This is a genomic window from Psychromarinibacter halotolerans (genome assembly GCF_029168315.1).
GTDB classification, from domain to species: domain Bacteria; phylum Pseudomonadota; class Alphaproteobacteria; order Rhodobacterales; family Rhodobacteraceae; genus Psychromarinibacter; species Psychromarinibacter halotolerans.
Genome location: NZ_JARGYD010000009.1, coordinates 62,188 through 88,337, shown reverse-complemented (window position 1 = coordinate 88,337; position 26,150 = coordinate 62,188). Strand labels below are relative to the sequence as shown.

The window sequence follows — 26,150 nt, the reverse complement described above, 5'->3', positions numbered from 1 at the left end:
CGGCGTCAGCCGCCCAGCCGCCGCAGTCTGGGGGTCAGCCGCAGGCGGGTGTCGTCATCCACCGCCACGCCCCGCAGCAACGCCGCGCGGGCGCGCAGGTTCGCGGCGCGGGCGGCAAGGATCTCTCCGTCGGTGGCATCGCTGCGGGCCAGTCCGCGCCGGTCCAGCACCTCGTTGAGGGGCACCAGCACCGGATAGTCCGACCGCCGTGCCTCGGGCGACACGGCATGGTCCAGATCGGGCCAGTCGGCGCAGGCCGACAGCGCAACGCACAACGGCAGGATCAGGACGACAGGGCGCATGGCGGGCAGACTCCCCTCGCTTAGGCCGTGGTAGAACCGTGCTGCAGGGGCCGTGTCGGCGCCCTTTGAACCATGATCCGGGCGCTATTTGATGCCCCGGTAGGCCGTTTTGCAGCAATTTGGCGTATCTGTATCAGATGAAATCTCATATGACGTTGTGAGAGGTTATTTTTGGAATAAATATTTTGTCATGACAAGAACTGTCGCCAATGGCGCAAGCAATACCGCTGCGCGCATCAGGGATGCGGCCCGGTTCCTTTTCGCCCGGGACGGCTATGCTGCTGTTTCCATGCGGCAACTCGCGGCCGAGGTCGGGGTTCAGGCCGGGGCGTTGTACCTGCACATCCCCGATAAACAATCGCTGCTGTTCGATTTGCTGCACGAGAACATGGAAAGTCTGCTGGTGGCGTGGGACGCCGAACCACGAGGCGAGGGGCCGGTGGGCCGACTGGAAAGCTTTGTCCGGTTCCACATCCGCACCCATCTCGACTGTCCTGAAAGCGTGTTCCTGTCCAACATGGAACTGCGCAACCTCACGCCCGAGAACTTCAGGGTGATCGCCGGCCTGCGCGACCAGTACGAGGCGGAACTGGTCGCGATCCTTCAGGACGGCAGCGCCGCGGACAAGATGCGGGTGCCGGATGCCAACCTTGCCGCGAAGGCGGTGCTGGCGATGCTGACCGGCGTCAGCGGCTGGTATCGCGACGGCGGACGGCTAAGCCGCGAGCGTGTGGAACGGATCTACTGGAACATGGTGCGGCGCGCGGTCGGAGCCTGAGCCCGAAATCGCCGATCCGCGTGGGGCAGGATCATTCGGCGCCGGTTTCAATGGCCACCTCTTGGCGCAGGGCGCCGGTGGCGGGATCGAAGATCAGGATGCGGTCGTCATCGGTCACGATCGCGGCCCAGCCGCGCCCCAGCGTGACCGCCTCGGCACGGGTGCCGTCGGGCAGGACAACCGCCTCGGGCAGCACCGGGCCGTCGCGTTCGGGGAAGCGGGTGACAAGGAACGCGATCAGCACTATGAACCCGCAGATCATTACCACCATCAGCACGGTCACGAGCGTCCGCAGAAGCTTGAGCGACCGCGAGTCCATGATCGCCTGTTCCGGAGTTTCTTCCATGTCCGCCTCTCGTCTGCTGGTGACGATCGCCTCCGATCCGCCGCCGCGCCTTGATAAGGCACTGGCCCGCGACGTGCCAGAGGCCGCCGCCCTCAGCCGGTCGCGTCTTGCGAAGATGCTGGCGGATGGCGCTGTTCTGCTAGAGGGCGCGGCGGTGACCGACGCCAAGGCGAAACCGTCCGAGGGGCAGGTCTATGAGTTGGTGATCGAGGCCGCGGCCGAAACCGACATGACCCCCGAAGATATCGCGCTGGACGTCGTCTATGAGGACGACAGCCTGATCGTGGTCAACAAGCCTGCGGGCATGGTCGTCCACCCCGCGCCCGGCAGCCCGGCGGGGACGCTGGTGAACGCGCTGCTGGCCCATTGCGGCGACAGCCTGTCCGGCGTCGGCGGTGTCGCGCGGCCCGGTATCGTGCACCGGATCGACAAGGACACCAGCGGCCTGCTGGTCGCCGCCAAGACCGACCGCGCGCATCATTCGCTTGCGGCGCAGTTCGAAAAGCATTCGGTCGAACGTCACTATCTGGCGGTTGTCTACGGTGTGCCCGACAAGGCCGACCCGCGCCTGCGCGGCATCCGCGGCGTCAGTTTCGAGGACGGCGGCGTTCTGAAACTGACCACGCAGGTGGCGCGCCACCGCACCGACCGCCAGAAGCAGGCGGTGGTGTTCCAGAATGGCAAGCACGCGGTGACGCGGGCGCGCGTCGTCGAACGGCTGGGTCAGCCCCCGGCCGCCGCGCTGATGGAATGCTGGCTGGAAACCGGGCGGACCCACCAGATCCGCGTGCACATGGCACATGCCGGTCATGCGCTGATCGGCGATCCCGTCTATGGCGGTCGCCGCAAGCTGCCCGGACGCATGTTGCCCGAGGGCGCCGCCGAGGCCGCGGCGGCGTTCCCGCGGCAGGCGCTTCATGCTGCGACATTGGGGTTTATTCACCCCGAAACGAACGATTTCTTAAGGTTTGAGGCGGATCTTCCCGCCGATTTGATGGAACTGCTGCGCGCGCTCGGGGCTTCTTCCCGTGACACGAAGGCGTGAGATTTGATGACATCGCTGGATGCGCGACGGAAATCTGCACATCTTGCGTACCACCTGTCGAGTACCGCGTCATCTTGAACGGTGACGTGACGATGCCTAGATAGATGTTAAGGCCCGAAACATTCGGGCGCCAAGAGGGATGCAAATGAGCAATTACACGTCTCTTCCAGCGCCGTCCCCGGAACAGGGGCTGAACCGGTATTTGCAGGAAATCCGCAAGTTCCCGATGCTGGAACCGGAAGAGGAATACATGCTGGCGAAAGCCTGGGTCGAGCGCGAGGATACCGGCGCCGCCCACAAGCTGGTGACGTCTCACCTGCGGCTCGCCGCGAAGATCGCGATGGGATACCGCGGCTACGGCCTCCCGCAGGCCGAGGTGATCTCGGAAGCCAACGTCGGCCTGATGCAGGCGGTCAAGCGGTTCGACCCTGAAAAGGGCTTCCGCCTTGCGACCTATGCCATGTGGTGGATTCGTGCCGCGATTCAGGAATACATCCTGCGGTCGTGGAGCCTTGTGAAGCTTGGCACGACGTCGGCGCAAAAGAAGCTGTTTTTCAACCTCCGCAAGGCGAAGGCCCGCATCGGCGCGCTTGAGGATGGCGACCTGCACCCCGACAAGGTGGCGCGGATCGCGACCGACCTTGGCGTGACCGAGGACGAGGTGATCTCGATGAACCGCCGGATGTCCGGTGGCGACGCAAGCCTGAACGCGATGGTCGGCTCGGAAGGCGACAGCGCGACCGAGTGGCAGGACTGGCTGGAAGACGAAGACGCCGACCAAGCCGGCAGCTACGAGGAAAAGAACGAGCTGGAGGTCCGGCGCGAGCTGATGGCCGAAGCCCTTGAGGTTCTGAACGAACGCGAGCAGGACATCCTGACCCAGCGCCGCCTGCAGGATCAGGCCGTGACGCTGGAAGACCTGTCGGGCCAGTACGGCGTCAGCCGCGAGCGTATCCGCCAGATCGAGGTGCGCGCCTTCGAGAAGCTGCAAAAGCGGATGAAGGATCTTGCCCGCGAGAAGGGTGTGATGGGCGGTCAGCCGGCCTGATCCGCACGTTCCAACGCTGATATTCACGACGCCCGGACGCCTGTTCCGGGCGTCTTTGTTTGTCGGGGCGCTTTGCGTGCGACCGGGTCCGTCAGGCTTTGGTCAGAGAAACGAGCCGGGCCACCAGCGTTTCGACCAGTGCGGCACTGTCCCCAAGCCCGGCCAGAAATTCCCTCGCCCGGGCGGCCAGCGCGTCCTGCGCCGTGGCATCGCCCGCAAGCTGCACCAGCGCAGCACGCAGTTCGTCGGGGTCGCTGACCGCGACAGCCCCGCCGCCCGTGTCCAGCGCGGTATAGGCATCGCGAAAGTTCGCGATGTCGGGGCCGTGCAGGATGGCCGACCCGGCGGCGGCGGGTTCGAACGGCGTGTGCCCGCCCTTGGGCGCGAAAGAGCCTGCCACGAAGGTCATCCCGGCAAGGCGATACCACAGCGGCATCTCTCCCAGCGTGTCGGCAAGGTAGATGTCGGTGTCGGGCGTCGGCTGTTCCCCGGCACTGCGGCGCGCGACGGTCAAGCCGGTGGCGCGGGCGATCTGCGCGACCTCGTCGCCACGGGCGGGATGGCGCGGCGCAAGGATCATCTTCAGGTCCGGCCGGTCGGCACGCGCGGCGGTGAAGCCGTCCAGCACGGTGCGTTCCTCGCCCTCGTGGGTCGAGGCGACCAGCAGCGTGTCAGGCCGGGGGAACAGGGGCGTCAGCGCGGCCAGCGTGTCGGCGTCCGGCTGCGGCAGGTCCACGCCGGATTTCAGCGTGCCGGTCGGACCTTGCGCGCTGGCGGGCAGACCCAGTGCCGCGAAATGGCGGGCCGATTGGTCATCCTGCGCGCTCAGGAACGACAGGCGGCGCATCAGCGTCGCGGCAAGGCGCGGCGCCCGCTGCCATGTCGAGAAGCTGCGCGCGGACATGCGCCCGCCGATGCAGGCGACGGGCATCGGCGCGGTGACGATCCGGTTCGGCCAAAGCTCGTTTTCCATCACGATCAGCAGGGCGGGGCGGGTGCGGCGGCGAAAGCGGGCAAGCGCCCAGCGGAAATCCAGCGGTGCAAGGCAGGCGGTCACGCCGGGAAAATCCCACCCCCGCGCCAGCGCGCGCCCCGTCACGGTGTTCGCGGTCACGACGATCGGCAGGTCGGGCCGTGCCGCGCGCAGTGCACTCAGCAGCCCCCGGGCCGATGCGAGTTCGCCATTCGACGCGCCGTGCAGCCAGATCGCACCAGAAGTCGCGGGGGCGCCGCCACCCAGCCGCTGCGACAGGTCGGCCCATGTTTCGCGCCCGCGCAGGACGCGCAGCAGCGCACCGCCCAAAAGGACGGGGGACAACAGGGTCAGCAGGCAGCGGTACAGAAGCATCGGCATCATCGCGCTATGCCACGCGGGCGCGGGCGGGCAAAGAAAAACCCGGCGGCCTGTCCGGGCGCCGGGTTCGGGTGGTGCGTGGCGAAGAGAATTATTCCTCGCCGTCGTCCATCTTGCCCGCGTTCAGCTGGGCGTATTGCTCGGGGCCCACGCGCTCGAACAGGTCAAGTTGCGTCTCAAGGAAGTCGACGTGGCCTTCCTCGTCGGTCAGCAGCGCCTCGAACATGTTTTTCGACACGTAGTCGCCGACGCTTTCGCAGTAGGCGCGGGCTTCTTTATATAGGGCCACGGCTTCGAGTTCGGCGGCAAGGTCGGCTTCCAGCGTTTCCTTCGGGGTCTGGCCGATGCGCAGGGGGTCGAGTTTCTGAAGGTTCGGGTGGCCCTCAAGGAAGATGATCCGGTCGATCAGCTTGTCGGCGTGATGCATCTCTTCGATGCTTTCCTCGCGGCTTTTCTTGGCCATGTGGGCAAGGCCCCAATCGGCCTGCAGGCGGAAGTGCAGCCAATACTGGCTGACGGCCGTCAGCTCGGCCCGCAGCGCCCGGTTGAGATATTCGATGACTTTTGCGTCGCCCTTCATGGAACGGACCCCTTGGTGAATGCTATCCACCAAGAGTAGTCCTCGCTTAGAAGGATTCCAAGTTTGACTTGGGCGCAGCTTGGAAAAATTCAGCGCGCCGGAAGGGGCAGGGCGGCAGCGGTCCGGGCCCGATCAGCCTTGGCGTACCGATTTGGCTTTGAAACGCAGGCCGCGCAGGTTGGCCGGGACTTCGAGATTTTCGTTTCCGGCCATCGTGTTCATGAACAGTGGCAGGCAGCCGCCGCAGTCCGCCGCCTTGCCAAGCGCGCGATAGATCTTGCCGGGCGTGATCAGCGTATCGGGGTCCGAGGCACGCATCCAGTCGATTGCCGAGTGGATGTCATCGTCGGAAATGTTCTGGCAGTGGCAGATGATCAACGGACGTCTCCCGGCGCGTCTTTCTGGGTCTTGCGGCAGAAACTGAGTGAAAGTGTCGGATAAGTCAATGGCCGTGTCGGCGAGGGCCGGATCACGGTGATGCGAGATTGTGATTGGATGGCTCGGGGGGCGCCCCCTGCCTGACCCTTCCGGGGGTTGCCCCCTCCCTAACCCTCCCCCTGCAAGGGGGAGGGAACTAAGTCGCGCTCGGTATTAGATGTTGGTCCTGCCTGGGGCAGGTCAGAGGCTTCTACAGGAGCTCCAGAACGTGCTTCGGGCCGGTGGGGCGGATGCCGTTCGGGTTCAGCGCCTTGATCGAGTAATATCCGCGCGTGATGTGATCCATGTTCACCGTCGCGCGAATGCCGGGCAGGGCAAGGATGCGCTTGGTGTAGGCCCACAGCCGCGGATAGTCGGCGATCTGGCGGCGGTTGCACTTGAACACGCCGTGATAGGCCGCGTCGAAGCGGATCAGCGTCACGAAGGTGCGGATGTCCGGCTCGGTCAGCCGGTCCCCGAACAGGTAGTCGCCGGTCAGCCGGTCCTCCAGTTCGTCCAGCATCGCGAACACGCCATCGACCGCCTCGTCATACGCGGCCTGCGAGGTGGCGAAGCCAGCCTTGTAGACGCCGTTGTTCAGCGCGTCGTAGATCCGGGGGTTCAGCGCGTCGATCTCTTCGGCCAGATCCGCCGGGTACAGGCGCAGGTCCGACGGCACGAGGCCCTCGAACGCGGTGTCCAGCATCCGCACGATGTCGGCGCTTTCGTTGTTCACCATCACGTCGCGCTTCATGTCCCACAGCACCGGAACCGTGGCCCGGCCCGTGAATTGCGGATCGGCGCGGGTGTACAGCTCGTGCATGTAGGTCGCGCCGTGCAGCGGGTCCTCGTCCGCCTTGTCGTACCCGCCGAACCGCCAGCCCTGTCCGGTCAGCGCCGGGTTCACCACGGTGACGGGGATGATGTCCTCTAGCCCCTTCAGGGCGCGGACCATCAGGGTGCGCGATGCCCACGGGCAGATATAGGCGACGTACAGGCGATAGCGCCCGGCCTCGGCCGGAAAGCCGCCTTCGCCGGTCGGGCCGGGGCTGCCGTCCGGGGTGATCCAGTTGCGGAAGGACGAGACCTGCCGCACGAACCGGCCCTTGTCGTCCGATTTCTGGACCGGGTCCCAGTCCTTTGTCCAAACTCCATCGACGAGCATGGGATGTCCTTTCCTGCGGAAATTAGTGGAAGACGAAGCTGCGCATCGAGACGGACCCGATGTCGATGCTTTCGTTCATGAAGGTCAGCTGGTCCTTGTCATCCGACGCCCCGGCCACCGTCAGCGACGGCAGGTAGTGGTCCAGCGAGGGGTGCGCGACCTGAAGCAAGGGACCAAGCGCGGTCCGGTCGGCCACGGCGGCAAGGTTGCGGTTGCCCAGCATGTCGGCGAAGTGGCGGTCGAATTCGATCGCCCAGTCGTGCGGCTTGCCGCCCCAGCGCAGGGCGCCAAGGTTGTGCACCACGTTGCCCGACCCAAGGATCAGGACGCCCCGGTTGCGCAGGTCCGCGATGGCGCGGCCGATCTCAAGGTGATGCGCCAGATCCTTGGTCATGTCGATCGACAGCTGGAACACCGGCACGTCGGCGTCGGGGTACAGCCATTTCAGCACCGACCACGCGCCGTGGTCGAGACCCCAGGTCTCGTCGCCTTCGGCGTGGTGGCTGGCCAGCAGCGACACCACCTCTTGCGCCGTGTCGGGCGCGCCGGGGGCGGGGTACTGCTGCGCGAACAGTTCCTGCGGGAAGCCGTAGAAGTCGTGGATCGTCTTCGGCATGCGCGAGACGTTCACCAGCGTGGTGCCCCGCGTCATCCAGTGCGCCGAGACGACAAGGATCGCCTGCGGGCGGGGCAGGGTGCGGCCCAGCTCGGCCCAGCTGCGGGAATAGTCGTTGTCCTCGATAGCGTTCATCGGAGAGCCGTGGCCGAGGAAGACCACCGGCAAACGGTCGGACGCCTTCAGGCTGTCCTTCAGCGATTGCAGATCGTGCGCGATGCTCATGGCGTGTCCTTTCTTCCGGTCTGTCCGGGTGCGTTGTCCGGAATATGCGGATTGTCGTTTGTCAATGAAATGGTAATGATGTGGAATGACCTACAACGTTTCATTCCTAATTGGGGCGGCATGGACCTGATCGACGGGCTTCGCGCCTTCGTGGCCACGGCGCAGACCGGGTCGTTCACCGGCGCAGCGGAACGGCTGGGCGTGTCGAACCGGCTGACGTCGAAATACGTGGCCGAGCTTGAAACACGTCTTGGCCTGCGCCTGTTGCAGCGCACCACGCGGCGGGTGGGGCTGACCCCGGCGGGCGAAGATCTGCTGCAACGCGCGCCGTCGCTGCTGGAGGATCTTGACGACATGCTGTCCGCGGTGCGCGAGGATTCCCGTGGACTGGCCGGCACGATCCGCGTGTCCGCGCCGGTGACCTTCGGAGAGGTCTACGTCGCCGGGATGCTCAGCCGGTTCGCCGACCCGCATCCCGATCTGGTCGTCGATCTGCGGCTGAGCGACGGGTACAGCGACCTTGCCACCGACGGCATCGACCTTGCGTTCCGCATCGGCGACCCCGCTGTCTCGTCGCTGAAGGCCCGCCGGCTGGGCGAGATCCGCAGCCTTGTCGTGGCATCGCCCGACTATCTTGCCGGGGCGGGGACGCCGGAGCATCCGCGCGATCTGCCCGACCACGCCTGCATTGGCGACACGAACCGGCGCGACGGGCGGCGGTGGACGTTCGAGGCGACGGACGAAGAGATAAGCGTTCCCGTCGCGGCCCGGTTCATGGTCAACAGCGCGCGCGCCGCGTGCGATCTGGCGCTGGACGGGCAGGGTATCGCCTTTTGTCCCGAGTTCGTGCTGGGCCGCGCGTTGCAGGACGGGCGGCTGGTGCGGCTGCTGGCGGACTACCGGACGGCCACGCACCCGCTGAACGCGGTATACCTGTCGGGCAACGCGCTGCCGCGCAAGGTGCGGGCGCTGATCGACTTCGCGGTGGCGGATGTGAAACGCGCCGGGGTCCTGTGACCGAAACCGGGTTGCGCCCCGGTGCGTCCGGTGAAACCTCTGCCCCCGACCGCCGAAAGGAACGCCCGATGCCGCATCCGCTTCTCGAACCGAAGATCGACTGCCACCTGCACCTGCTGGATCCACAGCGGTTCCCCTATGGCGAGGGCACGCCCTACCTCCCCGAGGGGCAGGAGATCGGGACGCTTCACCAGATGCGCGCGGTGTTCGACGCAAACGGCGTGACCCGCGCGCTGCTGGTGCAGCCGTCGTCGGGCTATGGCACCGACAACAGCGCGATGCTGGACGCGATCCAAAGGTCGGGCATGGACTGGCGCGGCATCGCGGTGGTCGGGCCGGATGTGACGCACGACCAGCTTGCGGCGTTGAAGGCGGGGGGCGTGGCCGGGGTCGCCTATAACCTGCCGTTTCATCCGGCCGGGTACTACAAGGCGTTCGCCCACGTCACCGAGATGCTGGTCGATCTTGACCTTGTGCTGGACATCCAATTCGAGGGCGACGGCATCTTCGAGGCGCTCGATCTGCTGGGGAACGCCCCGGTGCGGCTTGCCATCGACCACTGCGGGCGCCCCGACCTGTCGGCCGGCCGCGACAGCACGGCGTTCCGGGCGCTGCTGGCGCTGGCGGATCGCGCCCCGGATACGGTAATCAAGCTGTCGGGCCACCACAAGTTCGCGCCGTTCCCGTGGCCGTTCGAGACAGCGGCGCCCTTCGTTGCGGACCTGCTGGCGGCCTATACCCCCGACCGCTGCGTCTGGGGGTCCGACTGGCCGTTCCTGCGGGTGCCCGAGCGGGTGGACTATGGCCCGCTTCTGACCCTTGCCGCCCAGAGCCTGCCCGACGATGCCGCCCGCGAAAAGGTGTTCCGGCGGACGGCGGAGCGGATGTTCTGGGGTTAGGGCCGTCGGGTCGCCGAATGAAAAAGGCCCGGACGTTTCCGTCCGGGCCTGTTGGCAATGCTCAGCAGAAGATCAGAACGGGCTGTCCGGGAAGTAGAAGGATTCCGCGTTTTCCGGCGTGATCATCTGGCTGCCGATGATGAACCGGCCCGATACGGGTGTCGACGACACCAGACCCAGCGCCGTCAGTTCGATCGCGGTGGCGATCTGCGCGGGCGGATAGGTCACGTTGACCGGCAGCATCGGGTCTTCGTCCATGATGCGCTTGATGATCTCTTTCATCCCGGCGCCACCGACGACCCACATCTCTTCGTTGCGGCCCGCTTGGTCGATGGCTTCCAGAACGCCCACGGCCATGTCATCGTCCGCCGCCCAGACAGCGTCGATGTCGTCGTACTTGGACAGGAAGTCCTGCATCACGTTGAACGCGTCGTCCCGGTTCCAGTTGCCGTGCTGCATGTCCAGCACGTTGATGCCGGATCCGTCGATGGCGGCGGTGAAGGCGTCCACGCGCTCGTTGTCCAGCGTTGTCGGGATGCCGCGCAGAACGACGATGTTGTCGCCCTCGTTCAGGTTCTCGGCAAAGTACTCGCCCGCGACACGGCCAAAGCCGGGGTTGTCGCCCGCGACATACAGGTCCTCGATGCCGGGCACCGACAGGCCGCGGTCGACCACGGTGACCCAGATGCCCTGTTCCTTGACCGCCTGCACAGGCGAGGTCAGCGGCTCGGATTCGAAGGGCAGCACGACCAGCGCATCGATGCCGCGCGTGGCGACCATGTCTTCGATGTCGTTGACCATCTTGCCCGCGTCACCGGCGGTCGCCAGCACGAACTCAAGCTGCGGATAGGTCGCTTCCAGCCGCTCGATCGACGCCTGCGCGTGATAGTTCAGCCCGCCCATGAAGCCGTGCGTGGCGGACGGGATGGCGACACCGATGGTGTAGCTGTCGTCCTGTGCCAGCGCCGGTCCGGATGCAAGTGCCAGGCCGACGGCGGCCCCCTTAAGCAATGTCCTGCGTTTCATATCTTTCCTCCCAGTGTTTGCCGCTCAGTCGGCGGACTTGCCTTGCCGCTGCAATACGACGGCAAGAATGACGATCACGCCTTGGATCGCGCCGTTCAGGTACGGCGACACGATCGAGGCGAGGTTCAGGATGTTGTCGATCAGGCTAAGGATCAGCACCCCGACGACGGTGCCCCAGACGCGGCCGAAGCCGCCCTTGAGCACGGTGCCGCCGATGATCACGGCGGCGATGGCTTCCAGTTCCCACAGCACGCCGGTCGAGCCAGAGGCCGAGCCAAGGCGCGGCACGTACATGATGGTCGCAAGCCCCACGAGACCGCCAAGGATCACGTAGGTGGCCATGCGCACCAGATCGACCTTCACCGCCGAATAGCGGGCGACCTGCTCGTTCGCGCCAAGCGAGGCGCAGTGGCGGCCAAACGGCGTTTTGCGCATCGCGATCTCGCCCAGAATGGCGACGACGGCGAAGACGATGATGGGCCATGCGACGCCCAGCAGGCCGTCGTAATAGACCGGGCGGTAGAAGGTGCGCGCCTCGAAATCCAGCGACAGGGTGCCTCCGTCCGCCAGCCATGTGGTCAGCGACCGATAGATCCCCATCGCGCCCAGCGTGACGATGAACGCCTCGATCCCGGCCTTGGCGATCAGGATGCCGTTCAACAGCCCCGCCGCCAGCCCGGTCAGCAGGGCCACCGCCATGCCCGCCAGCACCAGCGGCACGCCGATGCCAAGCGAGGGGACCATCGCGTTCATCGCCATGATCATCACCCCCGCGACGAAGGCCGCCATCGAGCCCACCGACAGGTCGATCCCGCCGCCGGTGATCACGAAGGTCATGCCGACGGCGATGATGCCGATGAAGGCCGAGCGGGCCAGCACGTTGGTCACGTTGCCATAGCTTAGGAAGTTCGAGTTCAGCGAGGCGCCAAGGATGATCAGCGCGATCAGCGCCAGCACCGGGCCAAGCGTCTGGAACGACAGGCGGAAACGGGGGGCGGCAGCCGAGGCCGTGGTGTCGGTCATGCGGAAGCTCCGGTCAGTTCGCCCACGCCCATCGCGCGGCGCAGGATCGCGTCTTCGGTGATCTCGCTGCCTGACAGTTCCCCGGCGATGTGGCCGCGTCCCATCACGACCACGCGCGAGGACAGGCCGATCACCTCGGGCAGTTCCGAGGACACGACGATGACGCTTTTGCCTTGGGCCGCGAGGGCGGCGATGAAATCGTAGATCTGCTGCTTGGTGCCGATGTCGATGCCGCGCGTGGGCTCGTCGATGATGACGATCTGCGGCTCGGCCAGCATGGTCTTGGCCAGCAAAAGCTTTTGCTGGTTGCCGCCCGACAGGCTGCCGGCGGTCATGGTGCGGTCCTTGGCGCGGATGTCGAATTCCGAAAACGCGGTGGTCAGCGCCTTCTCTTCGGCGGACTTGTCGATGAACAGCCGCCCGAAGCGGTCCAGCGCCAGCAGGGTCAGGTTCTCGGTCAGCGACTTGCCCAGCAGCAGACCCTTTTCCTTGCGGTCCTCGGTCAGATAGACCAGCCCCGCCTCGCGCGCGGCCCGAACCGACCCCGACCGCAGCGGCGCGCCGTTGACGGTCACGCGCCCGGTCGCGGGGCGGAGGCCGACGATGCCTTCCATCAATTCGGTGCGGCCCGCGCCCACCAGCCCGGCAAAGCCCAGCACCTCGCCCCGCCGCAGCTTGAACGAGGCGTCGCGGACATGGCCGGGCACCGTCAGGTTCTCGACCTCTAGCACCACGTCGTCACCGGGGTCGGGGCGGTCGGGGAACAGGTCGGACAGTTCGCGGCCCACCATCGCCTCGGCCATAGCGTGCTCGGTGAAGCCGGCGGCGGGGCGGGTGGTGATGTGGCTGCCGTCGCGCAGCACGGTCACGCGGTCGGCGATGCGGGCGATCTCGTCCAGCTTGTGGCTGGTGTACAGGATCGCGGCGCCCTGCGCCTTCAGCCGCGCGATCTGGTCCAGCAGCACGTCCGTTTCGCGCCCGGTCAGCACGGCGGTCGGCTCGTCCATGATCAGCACGCGGGCGTTGCGGCCAAGGGCACGGGCGATCTCGACCATCTGCCGGTTCGGCACCGACAGGTCGCTGACGCGGGTCTGCGGATCGACATGGCAGTCCAGCCGGGACAGCCACTCGCGCGCCTCGGCGCGCATGGCGCGGGTGTCCAGAAACGGGCCGCGCCGCTTTTCCCGGCCAAGGAACAGGTTCTCTTCGACCGTCAGTTGCAGCGCAAGGTTGAACTCCTGATGGATCATCAGGATGCCCGCCGCTTCCGCCTCGCGCTGGTCGGCGAAGGTCACGGGACGACCGTCCAGCAACAACTCGCCCTTCGTCGGCTGAAGATAGCCGCCAAGGATCTTCATCGTGGTCGACTTGCCCGCGCCGTTCTCGCCGATCAGCGCGTGGATCTCGCCGGGGACAAGGTCGAAGTCGACGCCGTGCAGAACCTCGATCGGTCCGAAGCTGCGGGTAATGCCGCGGGCTTCGAGGATCGCCGTCATATCGACACCCATGCCGCGTTGCGCTTGGACGACCGGACGCAGGCATCGACGAAGGCGACGCCTTCGACCCCGTCGTCGATCGAGGGAAACATCACGCCCTCGGGCAGCGATGCGCCGGTGCGGGCGGCGCGGATCGCCTGTGCCGCCTCGGCGTAGATGTTCGCGAAGCCTTCAAGGTAGCCCTCGGGATGGCCCGGCGGCACACGGGTCAGGCGGCGAGAGTCCTCGCCCGTCGCGCCAGAGGCCCGCGTGACGATCTGCGTGGCCCCGCCCAGCGGCGTCACGAACAGTTGGTTCGGGTTCTCCTGATGCCACTCCAGCCCGGCCTTGGTGCCGTAGACCCGAAGACGCAGGTCGTTTTCCTTGCCGGCGGCGACCTGACTGCACCACAGCATCCCGCGCGCACCGCCCTCGAACCGCAAAAGAACGTGGCCGTTGTCGTCCAGCTGCCGCCCCGGCACGAAAGCCTGAAGATCGGCGGCGATCGCTTCGGGCTTCAGCCCGGTGACGAAGCGCGCAAGGTTCCACGCATGGGTGCCGATATCGCCGGTGGCGCCGCCCGCGCCGCTGCGCGCCGGATCGGTGCGCCACGCGGCCTGCTTGTTGTCGGGGTCCGGTTCCTCGGCCAGCCAGTCCTGCGCGTATTCGACCTGCACCAGCCGGATCTCGCCCAGCTCGCCCGCGGCCACGCGCGCCTGCGCCTCTCGCACCAGCGGATAGCCAGTGTAGTTGTGGGTCAGCACGAAAAGCGCATCCGCCTTGTCGGCGGCGGCTTTCAGCTTTTTCGCGTCGGCCAGCGTGCCCGCCAAAGGCTTGTCGCAGATCACGTGAATGCCGCGCTTGAGGAACTCGCGCGCGACCGGCATGTGCATGTGGTTCGGGGTGACGATGGCGACCGCCTCGATCCCGTCCTTCAGCCGCGCCTCGCGCTTCGCCATCTCGGTGAAATCGGTATAGGTCCGGTCCTCGGCCAGCCCGATCTCTGCCGCCGAGGCGCGCGCCTTGTCCTCGGTCGAGGACAGCGCCCCCGCGACGAGCGTATAGGCGCCGTCAAGACGGGCGGCGATGCGGTGAACGGCGCCGATCATCGCGCCCTGTCCGCCGCCGACCATGCCAAGCCTGATCGGCCCCGTGCGTTCGGAAAACTTGGTCATGACAGCCCCAGCATCTTGCGGTTGGCGTCGTCGTCCGCGCCGCCGTCGGCGAAATCGTCGAAGGCGTGCGGGGTGACGCGGATGATGTGGTCGCGGACGAAGGCCGCGCCCTCGCGCGCGCCGTCCTCGGGATGCTTCAGCGCGCATTCCCACTCGACCACTGCCCAGCCGTCGAAGTCCATCGCGGCGAATTTCGAGAAGATCGCCCCGAAATCCACCTGCCCGTCGCCAAGCGACCGGAACCGTCCGGCGCGGTCCACCCACGACTGATAGCCGCCGTAGACGCCTTGCCGTCCGGTCGGGTTGAATTCGGCATCCTTGACGTGGAACGCGCCGATCCGGTCGGCGTAGATGTCCAGATTGTCGAGGTAATCGAGGCACTGCAGGACATAGTGGCTGGGATCGTACAGCATCATCGCGCGCGGATGGTCGTTCACCCGGTCAAGGAACATCTCGAACGTCGCGCCGTCGTGCAGATCCTCGCCGGGGTGGATCTCGTAGCACAGGTTCACACCGTGCTCGTCCGCCATGTCCAGCAGCGGGCGCCAGCGCGCGGCCAGTTCGTCGAATGCCATCTCGACCAGTCCGGCGGGGCGCTGCGGCCACGGATAGACATAGGGCCACGCCAGCGCGCCGGAAAAGGTCGGCAGCGCGGTCAGGCCCAGGTTCTTGGACGCGCGGATCGCCTTTTTCACCTGCTCCACCGCCCACGCCTGCCGGGCGGCGGGATTGCCACGCACGGACGGGTCGGCAAAGCCTTCGAAGGCCGCGTCATAGGCCGGATGAACCGCGACAAGCTGGCCCTGAAGGTGGGTCGACAGCTCTGTCACCTCGACGCCGTTCTCGCGGGCCTGACCGGCCCAGTCGTCGCAATAGGTCTTGCTGTCGGCCGCCTTGTCCAAGTCGATGAACCGGCTGTCCCAACTGGGCACCTGCACCCCGGCATAGCCACAGTCTGCGGCCCAGCGGGTGATCCCGTTCCAGCTGTCGAAAGGCGCACTATCGCCCGCGAACTGCGCCAAGAACAGCGCAGGCCCCTTGATGGTTTTCACGGCTTCCTCCCTGCGCGGGGCTCCCTCCCTGCGCTTTTTGAAATCGAACTGTAATCGTTTTCACATTTACCGTCGCAAAGGTTGCAAACGTTTACAAGAGAAATTTTTCGGGGCATCGTGGCGCATCTGGAAAGGACGTCGATGGACCGGAAAGTCGCTACGATTCAGGATGTTGCCCGCGCCGCTGGCGTGTCGACGGCCACTGTCAGCCGGACGCTGTCCAAGCCCGCGGTCGTCGCCCGAACGACTCGCGATGCGGTTCTGGAAGCCGTGGCGCAGACCGGATACCGGGTGAACGCCACCGCGTCGAACCTGCGCCGGCAGCGGACCGGGTCGGTCATCGTTCTGCTGCCGAACCTTGCCAACTCGTTCTTCGCGCAGATCCTGTCCGGGCTTGCATCGGTGCTGACGCCTGCGGGTTACGGAATGCTGATCGCCGACACCCAGTCCGGCCCCGATCCCGACCAGCGGCTGGCACATTATCTGTCCTCCGGTCAGGCCGACGGCATTGTCGTTCTGGACGGCGCCCTGTCGCCCGCCGCGCTGTCGGTGCCGGGCCGTCCGCCCGTGGTCTGCGCCTGCGAGTGGATGGGCGACGCGGTGCCCAGCGTGCGGGTCGAGAACGAACGCGGCGCGGCGCTGGCTGTCGGCCACCTTGCGCGGCTGGGGCATCGCCACATCGGGCACGTCACCGGGCCGGGGGACAACGTGCTGACCCAGACGCGGCTGCACGGCTTCCGCGCTGCGCTGGACCGTCTGGGCCTGCCGATGCGGGCGGATTGGGTGCTGGAGGGCGACTTCACGATGGACTCTGGCGCCGCCGCCGCCCGCGCCTGGCTTGCGATGCAGGACCGGCCGACCGGGTTGTTCCTGTCGTCGGACGAAATGGCGGTGGGTTTCATGGGCGAGGTCCAGCGCGCCGGGCTTCAGGTGCCGCTCGACGTGTCCATTGTCGGGTTCGACAATATCGAGATCGCACAGCATCTTAGCCCCGGGTTGACCACGATCCGCCAGCCCCGCACCGACATCGGTGCCCGCGCGGCCGAGCTGCTGCTGGGCATGATCGAAACGGGCGCCAACGACGTCCCGTCCGAGATCATCGAGGTCGAATTCATCCCCCGGTCAAGCGCCGGGGCGCCGCCCAAAGTGCGATAGGGCGGCGGCATCCGGATCGCGGAGGTTCGGCACAGCTTAAGGTCATGTTCATTCGGCGGTCGTAGACACGGCGCGATTCAGGCTCGGGCACCCGCCCGTGAAGGAGATGCCGACCGTGAACCTATTTGCCAACATCCGCATCAGGTACAAGCTTCCCGCGATCATGCTGTTCCTTATGGTGCTTGTCCTTACCGTGTTCGGCAACTTCGCCGAGCGGCTGGAAGAAGACGCGCTGACCGATGAGATTACGAACAGGCTTGCCAACGTGCTGGAGTCTGAGGTTGGCGCGATGGCGTCCTCGCTGGATCAACTCGCCGACGAACTGACGCGCTCGGCAGAGGATTCGATCACGATCCGCACGCTTCGTGGTCTGGCGATGGCGTGGCAGGGCTACGACGGCGACGCGGCAAGCCAGCTGCGTGAAGCCTATGTCGAGAACAATCCGTACGAGGGTGCGGCGCGCGCGGATTTCGCCCACGCGGATGACAAGTCTCAGTATTCCGCGATCCATGCCACGTCGCATCCCGTGTTCGTCGCCCACCAGCGCGAGTTCGGCTATTACGACGTCTTCCTGTTCGATACCGCCGGAAACCTGATCTACAGCGTTGTGAAAGAGGACGATTTCGGCACCAACATGCTGGACGGCCCCTACAGCGAAACCGGGCTGGCGCGGGCCTATCGGCGCGGGATCGAGCTTGCCGAAGGCGAGCAGGCGTTCGAGGATTTCGCAAGCTATGCGCCCAGCGGCGGTCAGCCGGCGGCGTTTCTGGCCCAGCGGGTCTTTTCCAACGGCGAACGCGTCGGCGTGATCGCCTACCAGCTGCCGGAAGACTATCTGCGCCGGCTCGTCTCCGATGTCGTGGGGCTGGGCGAAACCGGCGAGTTCCTGTTGGTCGGACGCGACGGCCTTCTGCGGACCGACCGGCGGTTTGTCGAAGAGCCGACGATGATGACCGAGTTCCCGCTGAACCCGGCGGTTCAGGCGGCCCTGTCGGGCGAAACCGGAACCGACCGCGCGGTGACGGCAGAGGGTGTCGATGTTCTGCGGGCCTACGGCCCCGTCGACGTGTTCGGCACGACGTGGGCCGGCCTGATCACCGTGCACGAGACAGAGGCGCTGGCCGCCCTGTCGGACCTGCGGACGATGCTGCTTTTGGTCAGCCTCGGCACGCTGGTGCTGGGCGCGGTCGTGGCGACGCTGGTATCCAGTTCGCTGTCGCGTCCCCTGAACCGGGTCACCGAAGCCATCGCGCAGATCGCGGATGGCAAGCTGGACGCCGAAGTCGCCGACGCCGGGCGCGGCGACGAGATCGGGCGCATCGCCCGCCGACTGGAGCGGTTTCGCGAACAGCTCAAGGCAGCCGAAGCGGACCGGGTCGACAGCCGTTTCCGCGGTGCCGCCTTCTCGTCCAGTACCGCCCCGATCATGATGCTGAGCCTCGATGGTACCATCCTGCATGCCAACCGCGCGATCCGTCATCTGTTCGAACAGCAGACCGATGCGCTAGCGTCGCTGAATCCGCGGTTTGAAGGCGGCGAGGTCAGGGGGCGGCCCGTGGCCGATGTCCTGCCCACGGATCTGGCAAGCAGGATTGCGGGTCTGATGGCCGAACCGTCGGGCCTGCCGGCATCCGTCGGCATGGCGCTGGGCGATATGCGGCTGGTCCTGTCGATCGGCCTTGTGCGGGACGGTGCCGGGGACGGAATGGGCTATGTCATCGAACTGAAGGACGTGACGGACGGCTATCTCAGCAAGGCGGTCCTGGAATCGATCGACGGCTATCAGCTTCGGGCGGAATTCGTCCCCGGCGGCCAGTTGAAGTCGGTGAACGGGACGTTCTGCAAGGTAATGGGGCAGTCCGAAGCCGCCTTTATCGGCCGCAACGTGCAGGACTGGCTGAAGGCCGAAGGCGAAAGCGACGACTCCCTGTCGGCGCGCCTGCGCGAGGGCAAGCCGGTCTTCGGCCGCTTCCGGCTGACTGGCCCGGACGGGGCGGACGTCTTGATCGAGGGTGGGATCACCCCGGTCACCGACGACGACGGCGACCTGCTGCGCTTTATCCTGATCGCCAGCGACGTGACCGAGGCGCGGCGCGCAGCAGAAGCCGAGGAACGCCGCCGCGCAGAGCACGAGGCCGCACAGGCGCAGGTCGTCGAACGGCTGCGCGCGGCGCTGGGCTCGCTTGCGCACGGGGACCTGTCGGTCCGCATCGAAGAGGTCTTCGCCGAGGCTTACGAAAGCCTGCGCGCCGATTTCAACGCGGCGGCTACCCAGCTTGCGACCACAATAGAAGGCGTCGCTGCCAATTCCGAAGGCATCCGGGGCGGTGCGGCCGAGATTTCCTCGGCGGCCGACGACATGTCGCAGCGCACCGAACGGCAAGCCGCAACCCTGGAAGAGACGGCGGCGGCGCTCGATCAGCTGACCCACTCCGTGAAGACAGCGGCGGAGGGCGCGGCGGAAGCGAACCGCATCGTCAATTCCGCCCGCGAGAACGCGGAAACATCCGGCGAGATCGTGCGCGAAGCCGTGGGCGCGATGGACGAGATTTCGTCCTCGTCCAAGCAGATCTCTCGCATTACCGAGGTCATCGACGACATCTCTTACCAGACCAATCTGCTGGCCCTGAACGCCGGCGTCGAGGCGGCGCGCGCCGGAGAAGCCGGGCGCGGCTTCGCCGTGGTCGCATCCGAGGTGCGCGCCTTGGCGCAACGGTCCTCCGACGCAGCGCGTGAGATCAACGAGCTGATCTCCAGCTCGGGGCGGCAGGTCAAGCGGGGTGTCGACCTTGTGGGGCAGGCCGGGGACGCGTTGAAAAGCATCGTGACCGGCGTGGTCGAAATGTCCCGCCATGTTGCCGAGATCGCCAATTCCTCGCAGTCGCAAAGCACGGGGCTGGCGCAGATCAACGCGGCGGTCAGCGATCTGGACCAGGTCACCCAGCAGAACGCGGCCATGTTCGAGGAAGCCACGGCAGCTGGCCATGCCCTCACGCGCGAGGCGGATCTGCTGTCCAGCGCAATGGCCAAGTTCCGCACCGGCACATCGAACGTCGTGGCGCATCCCATGCTCGAAGGGCAGGGGCGGCCTGCTGCCGGTGCGTCGGACCCGGCGCGCGCGGCCAGCGCCAGCGAGCCTGCGGGACGCGCGGCGTCCGCCGGGTCGGCGGCATCGGGCAGCCATGCGGCGGCATCGAAACCCGCCCGCAAGACCCGTCCGCCAGCGCCGACGCAACCGGTTACGGACGGCGCGACCGCGCTTGCGACCGATGCGGCCCCGGACGTGTTCGAGGACGATGCGGGCTGGGCCGATTTCTGAAGTCGTGACAGCTACGTCGCGCCTCGCCCCGGCAGGTCACCTTCGTGCGAATCGGCCCAACCCTGTGCGCACCGGGTGCGGGTCTCGCGTTCCGCGGGAACGGCGCGGGGTTGGGCGGCGGGGCCCGTGCGGAAGGCGCCGCAGGATGACGTATCGGGTCCGTCCGGGCCGAGCTCGTCCCCCCGCGAGGACCCATGCGGTCCGTTTGCAACGGTCAAACAGGTGCGATCGGGGCGGCGTCGCCAGCGTCTTGGGGAAATCGAAAACGCCCGGACCCGTAACAGTGTCCGCGCGCCAGGCGCATGTGCCGCAGCAGATATATTGTTCACGGCGGCAGGATGTGGCATCAGACTTTGGCAATCCAGACCGGAGAGTTCACTTCCATGACCGATAACGCAACGCGCCGCAGGATGATGGTGGATACGCAGGTCCGGCCCTCCGACGTCACCAAGTATCCGATCATCGACGCCATGCTTGAGGTCCCGCGCGAGCGTTTCGTGCCGGACGACGCGCGCCCGACCGCCTACGTCGACGACAACATCGACCTTGGTCCTGGCCGTACCGTGCTTGCACCGCGCACGCTGGCCAAGCTGCTGGACGCGCTGGACATCGGCACCGGCGACCTTGTGCTCGACCTTGGGGCCGGGCTTGGCTACGCGACTGCCGTGGTCTCCCGGCTGGCCGAAGCCGTCGTCGCCGTCGAAGAGGACGAGACGCGCGCCGCCGAGGCAGAGACGCTGCTGTCCGAAATCTCGGCCGACAACGCGGCCGTGGTCGCCGGATCATTGGCCGAGGGCGCCCCAAAGCACGGCCCCTATGACGTGATCCTTGTCGAGGGCGCGATCGAAACGCTGCCCGCCGCACTGGCGGACCAGCTGAAGGACGGCGGCCGCATCGGCACGCTGTTCGCGGACGGCGCGCTGTGCCAGGCCCGCATCGGCGTGAAAGCCGATGGTGTGCTGAGCTGGCGCTGGGTCTTCGACGCAAGCGCGCCGGTGCTGCCCGGCTTTGCCCGCGCGCCGGAATTCGTCCTGTGACGGTCCGGCGCGGCCCCTCCCGATTGCGGCGCCTTGTCTCGGCTGCCGTCACCGGGTGCGTGATTGCCGCGTCGACCACCACCGCACGGGCCGAGTCGCTGACCGATGCGCTGATCTCGGCCTACAACAGCTCGAACCTGCTGGAACAGAACCGTGCCCTGCTGCGCGCCGCCGACGAGGATGTCGCGCAGGCCGTCGCCACCCTGCGCCCGGTCCTGCAATGGGCGTTGACCGCGGGATACGCGCAGCCGCGACCGTTCACCGACAACTATACCGCCTCGATGTCGCTGACCACGCAGATGACGATCTATGATTTCGGCCGCACCCCGCTGGCCATCGACGTCGCCAAGGAAACGGTGCTGCTGACCCGCGACGTGCTTGTTCAGATCGAACAGCAGGTGCTGCTTGGCGCGGTCCGGGCCTACATGGAGGTCATCCGCGCCGCCCGGTTCGTCGAGCTGCGCCGCAACAACGTGCGCGTCATCACCTCGGAGGTGCGCGCCGCCCGCCAGCGGTTCGAGGTCGGGGAAGACACGCGGACCGACGTGTCGCAGGCCGAGGCCGCGCTTGCGGCAGCCCGCGCAGCGCTTGCGGCGGCGGAAGGCGACTATAACGTCGCGCGCGAGGCCTATAAGGCCGCCGTCGGCGACTATCCGGCCAACCTTGTGCGCCCCAACGTGCCGCCGATGACCGCCTCGACGCTGGACGAGGCCATCGCCATCGCGGTGCGGACGCACCCGTTGATCCACCAACGCCAGCGCGAGGTTCGGGTGGCCGAGTTGAACATCGCCCGTGCCCGCGCCGCGATGCGGCCCAGCCTGACGGGCGGCGTGACGGCCGCGGTCGATCACGACTGGAACGACAGCGTCACCGCCACGCTGTCGCTGAACCAGACGATCTATTCGGGCGGCGCGCTTGCGTCGGCGATGCGGCAGGCGATCGCCGCCGCCGAAGCCGACCGGGCCGAGCTGTTGCAATCCGTCGTGACGGTCAAGCAGGACGTGGCCAACGCATGGACCGCGCTGCGCGTCGCGATCGCCAGCACGGATGCCAGCCAGCGGCAGGTCAGCGCAAGCACCGTCGCGTTCGAGGGCGTGCGCGAGGAAGCCTCGCTTGGCGCGCGCACGACGCTTGACGTGCTGGATGCCGAACAGGATCTGCTGGACGCGCGGGCCTCGCTGATTCAGGCCGAGATTAATCAATTCGTCGCGGTTTATTCCCTGCTGGCGACGATGGGCCTGCTGACAGTCGACCACCTCGATCTAGGTATCCTGACGTACGACCCCGAAGCCTATTACGATGCGGTCAAGAACGCCCCGACGCGGATGGTCAGTCCGCAGGGCGAAAAGCTTGACCGTGTTTTGAGAAGCCTCGGCAAATAATCAATAAAGCGGCAAGAGTTGTCTGGTATCGCCCGCTTGGGTAGACTGGGCCAGAGCAGTATACAAAGGGAATGCGAATGCCCGATCCGGTTTCCAAGGTCGAAATCGAAGATGTCCTGTCGTCGATAAGGCGCCTTGTTTCTGAGGAACCGCTGCCTTCGCGCCGCCGCGCCGCGATGGCGGAGGCGAAGGATCGGCTTGTTTTGACACCCGCTCAGCGTGTAGGCGATTCGGATGACGACGCCGATGTCACCGATGCCGCCCCCGCGTTCGAGGGCGAAACCGACACCGGCACCGCCCCCGAGGCAGAGGTCGTTACCGGTGCCGAGCCTGCTTCTGAGCCGGAGGGTGAGTCGGCGCCGGCGGATACGTCTTCGGTCATTCGCCTGACGAATCCCGTCACTGTTGCCGAACCGGAACCGAACGCGGAAACCGTGGCGTACGCGCCTGCGAACGACGCCGGCGCCGCCGACGTGACCCCGAAGCTTAGCCTCGAAGCCCGGATCGCCGGGTTGGAGGCTGCGCTGGTCCGCTCTGGCGGGACGTGGGAACCCGACGGCAGCGAAGACGGGACCAGCGATGAAACCCGGCCGCTGAGTGCGGACGCGAATTACGATTTTCTGGCCGACTGGGAGCGGGAGGCCGCCGCGGCCGCGCTGGCCGAAGCGGAAGACGAGGCTGATACGGCGGAGGCCGAGGCCGCCGATACCACGCCGGAAACGGCTGCGGTCGAGGCGCCGGATACCGCGCTGTTGCTGACGGAAGAGCACGCCTTGATCGAGGTGCCCGACGTCGAGGACGAACCGGCCGAGCGTGCCGAGGTCAAAGCTGCCGCCGAGGCCGAAGACGCCGAGACGTCGCTGTTCGCCGATGAGGCGGAGCAACCGGCAGAGGATGCCGCGGCGGCAGAGACCGACGACGAGCTTGTCGTGCTGTCGGATGAACCGGCAGAGCCGGTGGCGGAGGATGAAACCGCTGAGGTTTCCGAGGCGGACGATCAGATTGATATCGTCGCCTCCATCGACCGCTTCCTTGCCGAGGCCGAAGAGAAAGAGGCCGCCGAGGACGCGACCGTTCAGGAGGCACCCGCCGAGACGGGTGCCGCGGACGAGGAGGCGGAGGACGAGGTCTTCGCGCTGATGAACGAGGTCGACGCCGAACCGGAGGTCGAAGACGCCGCCGAGTCCAAGTCAGTGCCCGAGCCCGAGCCCGAGGCGATTGCGGAAACTGACTTGGAAGCCGAAGCGCCGGCGGAACCGGAAGAAGCTGCTGACGCAGAGGCCGAGACCTCCGCAGAGTCCGAGCCGGACGCATCTGACGCGCCCGAACCGGAGGCAGAGATCGCGTTCTTCACGGCGCGGCGTCCGGCGCCCCAGCCTGTGGAAGAACAGCCTGCGGCGGATTGGGAAGATTTCGAGGATGTCGCCAGCTTCGAAGACTATTCCGGCGTCGACGAGACCGTCGATGCTTTCGCGGAAGAAACCGATGATCTGGACGGCACCCTAGCCGACGACAGCCTAGACGACGACATCCCCGACGCGCAGGACGAGTCGGTCTTTGCCAGCGAAGAGGCGGTGCTTGACGAAGAAGCCCTGCGCGAGATGGTCGCTGAACTGGTCCGCGAGGAATTGCAGGGGGTGTTGGGCGAGCGCATCACGCGCAACGTCCGCCGCCTTGTCCGGCGCGAGATCGAGCGGGCGCTGGCGCTGCGGGACCTGTCCAGCTAGGCCACCGGCTCTGCCAGCGACAGCAGGCGCCCGACGTCCGCTGACGCTTCGATGTGGGCGGCAAGGGCGTCCAGAGCGTCGTCCACGCCGGCCTCGAACCTGGTATCGCCAGTCGTTCCGCCCAGTTCGCGAAGATACGCGGCGCGAAACGCGTCTGCGGCGAACAGGCCATGCAGGTAACAGCCGCGCACCCGTCCATCGGCGCTTTGTGCGCCGTCCGGGCGGCCATCGATGGTGATCCAGGGACGGTCGCGGTCGGGGCCTTCGGTCTGCCCCAAGTGGATCTCATAGCCTTCGACCTGCTCGCCCCCGGGGACGGCGCGGGCGCGGGTCAGCGACAGGCGCTTGTGCGGCTGCATCACGGTGGTGACATCCAGCAGACCCAGACCCGGCACCCGCGTGGGCGGGCCTTCCAGCCCCTCGGGGTCGGCGATCTCGCGTCCCAGCATCTGATAGCCGCCGCACAGACCGACCACATGCCCGCCGCGCCGGACGTGGGCCTGAAGGTCGATGTCCCAGCCCTGCGCCCGGAAATCGGCAAGGTCTGCGATGGTCGACTTGGACCCGGGGATCAGTACCAGTGCGGCGTCGCCGGGCAGGGGGCGGCCGGGGGGGACGATTTCGACGCTGACGCCGGGTTCGGCCTTCAGCGGGTCGAGGTCGTCGAAATTGGCGATCCGGTTCAGGCGGGGCACCGCGATCTTCAGCGCGCCGCCACTGCGCGACTGGATGTCCATCACGTCCTCGGCGGGCAGGCGCCACGCCTCTGGGAACCACGGAAGCACCCCCAGCGGTGCCCATCCGGTGTGGTCGGCGATCGCCGCCACGCCTTCATCAAACAGTGTAACGTCGCCCCGGAACTTATTGATCATGAAGCCTTTGATGCGGTTTCGATCCGCGTCGGGCAGGACCGCGTGCGTGCCGACCATCTGGGCGATGACGCCGCCGCGTTCGATGTCGCCGACAAGGATAACCGGAACGCCAGCGGCCTCGGCGAAGCCCATGTTCGCGATATCGCCCCGGCGCAGGTTCACCTCGGCCGGGCTTCCGGCGCCCTCGACCAGCACGATGTCCGCGCCCTGCGCCAGACGATGGAAGCTGTCCAGCACCGAGGGCAGCAGCTGCGCTTTCATGCTGCCGTAGTCGCGCGCCTTCAACGTGGCGACGCGGCGGCCCTGTACGATCACCTGCGCGCCGGTATCGGTCTCGGGCTTTAGCAGGACCGGGTTCATGTCCACCACCGCGTCACGGCCCGCTGCGCGCGCCTGCAGGGCCTGTGCGCGGCCGATCTCGCCGCCATCGACGGTGACGGCGGCGTTGTTGGACATGTTCTGCGGCTTGAAGGGGGCGACGGACAGGCCCCGGCGCATCAGGGCGCGTGCAAGCCCCGCGACGACAAGCGACTTGCCGACATTGGACCCCGCCCCCTGGATCATGATCGCCTTGGTCATGCGGCTCTCCGCGTTGCTGCGACCGGGTTAGCGCGAACCGGGCAGAACCCCAACCTGAAACAGAAAAACGCGCCCCGACGGGGCGCGTCTTTCTATTGGCAGCGTCTGATGTAAGGGATCAGGCGGCTTCGGCTTGCTCTGCGAGCAGAGCGGCATTGCGGCGCTCGGACTCTTCGCGGCTGAGCGCGACCGAGGTCCGGACACCTTTTTCCACGAAGGTCATCAGGCCCTGAACGACACGTTCGTTCGGGTCGATACCTGCGCAGCTCAGCACTTCGCGGCCGTCACGGGACCGCGCCCACCGCGCGATCTGATCGGGGCCGTTGCCGTACTTCTTGTCGTCGGCAATCGCATCGTCCAGCGCAGCAAGGACCACGGCCGCAAAGAGCTTGCGCGCGCGTTGACCCTGTTCGTAGTTGAATGCAGTGCCGTCAACGAAATCAGTCATTCGACGTCCTTTTTATTGCTCTTGCGTTTTCTGGCGTGAAGCGCACTATCGCTTTTTCCACGCGATTCGGTATTTCCCATTTGGAATG

24 protein-coding genes are annotated in these 26,150 nt (G+C 66.6%); 10 read left to right on the top strand and 14 right to left on the bottom strand.

Annotation, left to right across the window (positions count from 1 at the left end; translation table 11 throughout):
* Positions 1-5: 5 nt before the first annotated feature.
* Positions 6-302: a hypothetical protein gene (locus P1K30_RS19325; protein WP_275634420.1), complete on the bottom strand. Its 297-nt coding sequence runs from the start codon at positions 300-302 to the stop codon at positions 6-8.
* 190 nt (positions 303-492) lie between these two features.
* Between P1K30_RS19325 and P1K30_RS19320 the strand changes: the two genes are divergently transcribed.
* Positions 493-1,080: a TetR/AcrR family transcriptional regulator gene (locus tag P1K30_RS19320; RefSeq protein ID WP_275634419.1), complete on the top strand. Its 588-nt coding sequence runs from the start codon at positions 493-495 to the stop codon at positions 1,078-1,080.
* Positions 1,081-1,111: 31 nt separating this feature from the next.
* Here the strand turns inward: P1K30_RS19320 and P1K30_RS19315 are convergent, their stop codons facing one another.
* The gene (locus P1K30_RS19315) at positions 1,112-1,426 is read right to left on the bottom strand and encodes a DUF6476 family protein (RefSeq protein ID WP_275634418.1); all 315 of its coding nucleotides are present in this window, start codon (positions 1,424-1,426) and stop codon (positions 1,112-1,114) included.
* Between P1K30_RS19315 and P1K30_RS19310 the strand changes: the two genes are divergently transcribed.
* Both P1K30_RS19310 and rpoH read left to right on the top strand, forming a co-directional pair.
* Positions 1,425-2,471 (top strand): RluA family pseudouridine synthase, encoded by a 1,047-nt coding sequence (locus tag P1K30_RS19310; protein ID WP_275634417.1) that lies wholly within the window; start codon positions 1,425-1,427, stop codon positions 2,469-2,471. The two genes, P1K30_RS19315 and P1K30_RS19310, sit on opposite strands and share 2 nt — an antisense overlap.
* Before the next feature lie 145 nt (positions 2,472-2,616).
* Positions 2,617-3,519, top strand: coding sequence for an RNA polymerase sigma factor RpoH (rpoH, locus tag P1K30_RS19305; protein WP_275634416.1), 903 nt, complete (start codon positions 2,617-2,619; stop codon positions 3,517-3,519).
* Positions 3,520-3,610: 91 nt separating this feature from the next.
* On the opposite strand, the gene P1K30_RS19300 is transcribed toward rpoH, so the two are convergent.
* The 5 genes from P1K30_RS19300 to ygiD form a co-directional block, all read right to left on the bottom strand.
* Complete coding sequence (locus tag P1K30_RS19300) at positions 3,611-4,873, bottom strand: 3-deoxy-D-manno-octulosonic acid transferase (protein WP_275634415.1); 1,263 nt, start codon at positions 4,871-4,873, stop codon at positions 3,611-3,613.
* 91 nt (positions 4,874-4,964) lie between these two features.
* Entirely contained in the window at positions 4,965-5,453 is a 489-nt protein-coding gene (bfr, locus tag P1K30_RS19295) for a bacterioferritin (RefSeq protein WP_275634414.1), read from the bottom strand.
* 132 nt (positions 5,454-5,585) lie between these two features.
* The gene (locus P1K30_RS19290; protein ID WP_275634413.1) at positions 5,586-5,831 is read right to left on the bottom strand and encodes a (2Fe-2S)-binding protein; all 246 of its coding nucleotides are present in this window, start codon (positions 5,829-5,831) and stop codon (positions 5,586-5,588) included.
* 250 nt (positions 5,832-6,081) lie between these two features.
* Positions 6,082-7,035 (bottom strand): glutathione S-transferase family protein, encoded by a 954-nt coding sequence (locus tag P1K30_RS19285; RefSeq protein WP_275634412.1) that lies wholly within the window; start codon positions 7,033-7,035, stop codon positions 6,082-6,084.
* Positions 7,036-7,057: 22 nt separating this feature from the next.
* Entirely contained in the window at positions 7,058-7,876 is an 819-nt protein-coding gene (gene ygiD / locus P1K30_RS19280; protein ID WP_275634411.1) for a 4,5-DOPA-extradiol-dioxygenase, read from the bottom strand.
* Positions 7,877-7,996: 120 nt separating this feature from the next.
* On the opposite strand from ygiD, the gene P1K30_RS19275 reads away from it, so the two are divergent.
* Both P1K30_RS19275 and P1K30_RS19270 read left to right on the top strand, forming a co-directional pair.
* Positions 7,997-8,893 carry a LysR family transcriptional regulator gene (locus tag P1K30_RS19275; RefSeq protein ID WP_275634410.1) on the top strand — a complete coding sequence of 299 codons (897 nt, stop codon included), beginning with the start codon at positions 7,997-7,999 and terminating at the stop codon, positions 8,891-8,893.
* 68 nt (positions 8,894-8,961) lie between these two features.
* A complete protein-coding gene (locus P1K30_RS19270) occupies positions 8,962-9,792 on the top strand; it encodes an amidohydrolase family protein (RefSeq protein WP_275634409.1) in 831 nt (276 codons plus the stop codon).
* A 72-nt stretch (positions 9,793-9,864) separates the two neighbouring features.
* Here P1K30_RS19270 and P1K30_RS19265 read toward each other — a convergent pair whose 3' ends face one another.
* Genes P1K30_RS19265 through P1K30_RS19245 form a run of 5 tightly spaced genes read right to left on the bottom strand, consistent with a single transcriptional unit; the run spans position 9,865 to position 15,543 of the window.
* On the bottom strand, positions 9,865-10,818 hold the full coding sequence (locus P1K30_RS19265; RefSeq protein ID WP_275634408.1) for an ABC transporter substrate-binding protein: 954 nt from the start codon (positions 10,816-10,818) through the stop codon (positions 9,865-9,867).
* Positions 10,819-10,842: 24 nt separating this feature from the next.
* The gene (locus tag P1K30_RS19260) at positions 10,843-11,841 is read right to left on the bottom strand and encodes an ABC transporter permease (protein ID WP_275634407.1); all 999 of its coding nucleotides are present in this window, start codon (positions 11,839-11,841) and stop codon (positions 10,843-10,845) included.
* Positions 11,838-13,337: a sugar ABC transporter ATP-binding protein gene (locus tag P1K30_RS19255; RefSeq protein WP_275634506.1), complete on the bottom strand. Its 1,500-nt coding sequence runs from the start codon at positions 13,335-13,337 to the stop codon at positions 11,838-11,840. Before P1K30_RS19255 ends, P1K30_RS19260 begins: the two co-directional genes overlap by 4 nt.
* Complete coding sequence (locus P1K30_RS19250) at positions 13,334-14,491, bottom strand: Gfo/Idh/MocA family protein (protein WP_275634406.1); 1,158 nt, start codon at positions 14,489-14,491, stop codon at positions 13,334-13,336. The genes P1K30_RS19255 and P1K30_RS19250 overlap by 4 nt, the downstream gene beginning before the upstream one ends.
* Positions 14,488-15,543 carry a sugar phosphate isomerase/epimerase family protein gene (locus P1K30_RS19245; RefSeq protein WP_275634405.1) on the bottom strand — a complete coding sequence of 352 codons (1,056 nt, stop codon included), beginning with the start codon at positions 15,541-15,543 and terminating at the stop codon, positions 14,488-14,490. The genes P1K30_RS19250 and P1K30_RS19245 overlap by 4 nt, the downstream gene beginning before the upstream one ends.
* 141 nt (positions 15,544-15,684) lie before the next feature.
* Here P1K30_RS19245 and P1K30_RS19240 point away from each other — a divergent pair, with 141 nt between their 5' ends.
* The 5 genes from P1K30_RS19240 (at position 15,685) to P1K30_RS19220 (ending at position 24,163) form a co-directional block, all read left to right on the top strand.
* Entirely contained in the window at positions 15,685-16,698 is a 1,014-nt protein-coding gene (locus tag P1K30_RS19240) for a LacI family DNA-binding transcriptional regulator (protein WP_275634404.1), read from the top strand.
* 115 nt (positions 16,699-16,813) lie between these two features.
* The gene (locus P1K30_RS19235; protein WP_275634403.1) at positions 16,814-20,017 is read left to right on the top strand and encodes a methyl-accepting chemotaxis protein; all 3,204 of its coding nucleotides are present in this window, start codon (positions 16,814-16,816) and stop codon (positions 20,015-20,017) included.
* Between the two features lie 383 nt (positions 20,018-20,400).
* Positions 20,401-21,054 (top strand): protein-L-isoaspartate O-methyltransferase family protein, encoded by a 654-nt coding sequence (locus tag P1K30_RS19230; protein WP_275634402.1) that lies wholly within the window; start codon positions 20,401-20,403, stop codon positions 21,052-21,054.
* Positions 21,055-21,113: 59 nt separating this feature from the next.
* A complete protein-coding gene (locus tag P1K30_RS19225) occupies positions 21,114-22,436 on the top strand; it encodes a TolC family outer membrane protein (protein ID WP_275634401.1) in 1,323 nt (440 codons plus the stop codon).
* Between the two features lie 77 nt (positions 22,437-22,513).
* A complete protein-coding gene (locus P1K30_RS19220; RefSeq protein WP_275634400.1) occupies positions 22,514-24,163 on the top strand; it encodes a hypothetical protein in 1,650 nt (549 codons plus the stop codon).
* On the opposite strand, the gene P1K30_RS19215 is transcribed toward P1K30_RS19220, so the two are convergent.
* Together P1K30_RS19215 and P1K30_RS19210 are read right to left on the bottom strand one after the other, a co-directional pair.
* The gene (locus P1K30_RS19215; RefSeq protein ID WP_275634399.1) at positions 24,160-25,614 is read right to left on the bottom strand and encodes a cobyric acid synthase; all 1,455 of its coding nucleotides are present in this window, start codon (positions 25,612-25,614) and stop codon (positions 24,160-24,162) included. The genes P1K30_RS19220 and P1K30_RS19215 overlap by 4 nt on opposite strands.
* Positions 25,615-25,732: 118 nt before the next feature.
* Complete coding sequence (locus P1K30_RS19210; RefSeq protein ID WP_275634398.1) at positions 25,733-26,062, bottom strand: DUF6280 family protein; 330 nt, start codon at positions 26,060-26,062, stop codon at positions 25,733-25,735.
* Positions 26,063-26,150 lie beyond the last annotated feature (88 nt).